Origin of the sequence: Aquabacterium sp. (genome assembly GCF_021768455.1) — a bacterium.
Taxonomy (GTDB): domain Bacteria; phylum Pseudomonadota; class Gammaproteobacteria; order Burkholderiales; family Burkholderiaceae_C; genus Aquabacterium.
Window position 1 is genome coordinate 1 of record NZ_JAIZVX010000247.1, and the last position, 2,918, is coordinate 2,918.

Annotated in this window: 2 protein-coding genes; both read right to left on the minus strand. The window is 33.3% G+C overall.

The window, feature by feature from the left end; genetic code table 11:
• Nucleotides 1-214: 214 nt before the first annotated feature.
• Nucleotides 215-1,231, minus strand: a complete 1,017-nt coding sequence (locus tag QZ994_RS19290; protein ID WP_290877554.1) for a protein rep — start codon at nt 1,229-1,231, stop codon at nt 215-217.
• Nucleotides 1,232-1,623: 392 nt separating this feature from the next.
• Nucleotides 1,624-2,918, minus strand: a 1,295-nt coding sequence (locus QZ994_RS19295; RefSeq protein ID WP_290877556.1) for a hypothetical protein, incomplete at its 5' end; no start/stop codon positions are given.

Genomic DNA, 2,918 nt, shown 5'->3' on the forward strand with positions numbered 1-2,918 from the left:
ACAACCCTTCCGTAATCTTCAATATGTATAAACTGATAGGACATAATATTTACCTCTTTTTTTATCGTTATATTTAAATAATAAATCCGCAGTTTTAAAAGTCAAATAATATACATAGGGACCGACTATGTTTATTCTTCGAATAAACGCCGGCCCCTACGGGGAAAGTCAAAATCAAAGGCATAAAAAAAGCACCTCAGCGGTGCCTTTTTTACTAATCCTCAAGTTTTCTTTTATAGTTTTTATCTTTTTTAAACCAGTTGTAGTTTAGTATTCTTAGTTCTTTATCTGTATCTTCTTCTTCACTTAACAGCAATAAATCTTTCTCGGAAGTATCTTCCTTAAATAGATCTTTCAATACTCCGCCAGTTGATACAAACCTCAACTTATGGACTTGCCTTGTCAGTTCGTGGAACCATTCAGGATCTTTCACCATATCAGAAGGCTTCACAGCATACTTCAAGGTTTCAGCCGCAGCCTCAGCTATGGCTGATTTGTTGGCTTCACCGTTCAGCTTTGCCTTGACCATACGAATGTCTGTTATAGGTGTATAGGAAACACCTAAACAGTCTCTCCACAATTCAGCCCAATCAGTAGTTTTCAAATAACCATATTTAAAATAACTCGGCTTCATTAAAAGCAATATATGAAAATGCGGATGTGCTTTTCCATCTTTCGATCTTGTTATTTCAGTTGTCTTCACAAAACCCAAGTTATAGTTTTTAAAATGCTTTCTTTGTATCATTTTTATAAATGATTTATTCATCCATTGGATTTTTTCTCTTACTTCACTGACATCACAATTTTCAACGGTTAATGTTAAAAACATCCAACGAGCACTTTTAAACTGTTTTTCTATATCTGGTAAAGCCTTATAAAATCTTGCTTTCCACATTAGGCTTTTCCTCCATTGACAAACAGGGCAATGTCTTACTCGGCAAAATCTTGCCGATTTAAGTTTAATACCTATTTCACCCGTTTCACGATTTAACATTTCAGAATATTGTAAATGACCAGAACATTCGTTCATTCTTTCAAAGTATCTTTCAAACTCGAACGATTGTTTATATATATCAGCAACAAGATCACAATCGTGTCTATGTATATCCCACGGTTTATCTTTTTCAGATCTATCACTTAATTTTTCATACTTGACTTTTATTTTTTTATTATCTATTCTCTCCATAGATATACCGATCCCCGTATTATAGTTTTTGACTTCGACACTCAAAACTTAACACGGGGATTTTTTTTGTCAATCATTCGACATAAAACACCTGCTCCAACACCACGGAAACCCTTACGGGACAAGGCTTCAAGCCACTTTTAAGCACCGTTTTTCAAATCCACGTTATCCCTATTGTATCAAGTAAAGGAAATCTGCCCTTTTCGGGCTGATTTTAAGACCCAAAAACCAACCCCAAAACCACTACTGGAAGAAACCCTCCAACCATAAGCCAAAAGCCCTGTATGGGCTTCTGAGGGCTTCTAACAGCCTTAAAACCGGTTTATCAGGTTGAAGCCTCACTTCGTTCTGCTCCAACCATAACAAGGGTATTTTTATGGTGTGTAGTCAATAACAATTTCGGAACCCCAGAGGGGACCCCCCGAAATTCTTTTTGACTATTTAGGCTTAATAGTCGTTTTAGGTTTTATTTTTTCAAGAAAATCAGAAAAACGATCACCATAATATTTTTTCACACGAGTAAAAAACTCCTGATATTTTTCAAGTTGTTTTTTATTTTCGGTGTTTTCTGTTTTTAGGTTTTGGTTTTCGGTTTTAAGAGTGTTGTTTTCTTCCAAAAGAGGTTTTTTCTGTTCTTCGAGTGTTTCATTAAATGATTTATTCAAATCCTCATATTTTGTTTTATATTCCTTTAAAGACTGATTTTCATTTAATGTAAAATATAGATTCCTTGAAGTTGCCTTATTCTTTTTATATTCTTCAGAAAGTTTATTTTCATATTCAGAGCTGATTTCTTCCTTCACCTCATCAACTTTCTTTTTGTAATGGTTCTTTCTTCTGTTCAACTTCTTATAGTCTGCTTTAAGTGCTGTAAACTCACTGTTTTTAAAGGAAACTGCGATTTTGGTTTTTCCCCACCAAGACGATTTTTCAAATTGATCCACGGCAAAACTATAACCCTGTTTCTTTCCTGTTTCTGTTGCTTTTAACTTTACTTGATCAAGTAATGAAACCTCACGAGATTGTTTAAAGTAATCACTACGGCTCAATCTGGCCCTTTTAGGACCATCTTTCGTTAAACCATAGTTAGAACTTACAACTTTAAAAAAATCCTCTTGAAAACCTCTCATAGCATCTAAATAAGCAATGTTTTGATCGTGTTTCTTTTTGTCCTTATTTTCATATAATGCTTTTTTACCATCGTGTATTAAATCAAATTTCAATCCGGGTTTTTGTATTATATAAAAATGGAAGTGTGGATTTTCTTCGTCGGTATGTTCTATTACAGAAACTAACTTTTTACCGTATTTATTAGACAAATAGGCAATAGCATCATTTTTATAATCATCCCAAATATCTTTATTGTCTTTATTTAAACTTACAACCCCAGCCAATAAAATATTAGCATCAGATCGGAGTTTTTTTTCTTTCCCGTTTTTATCCGTTATTTTTGTATTGTCGTGATATTCATAAGCGAGTTTTTCCACTTCATCCAAACCAACACCAAAAAGCAAAATAGGATCTTTTGGATTTTCAACATGTGGACAGTTTCCTTTTTCTCTTTTTGCTTCTGCAATTATTTCACGAACCGATCTACCTTTTGTTTCTTTTTTATATTTATCATTCGATCCGTTATTTTTTGTTTTTTTAGATACAACCCTTCCGTAATCTTCAATATGTATAAACTGATAGGACATAATATTTACCTCTTTTTTTATCGTTATATTTAAAT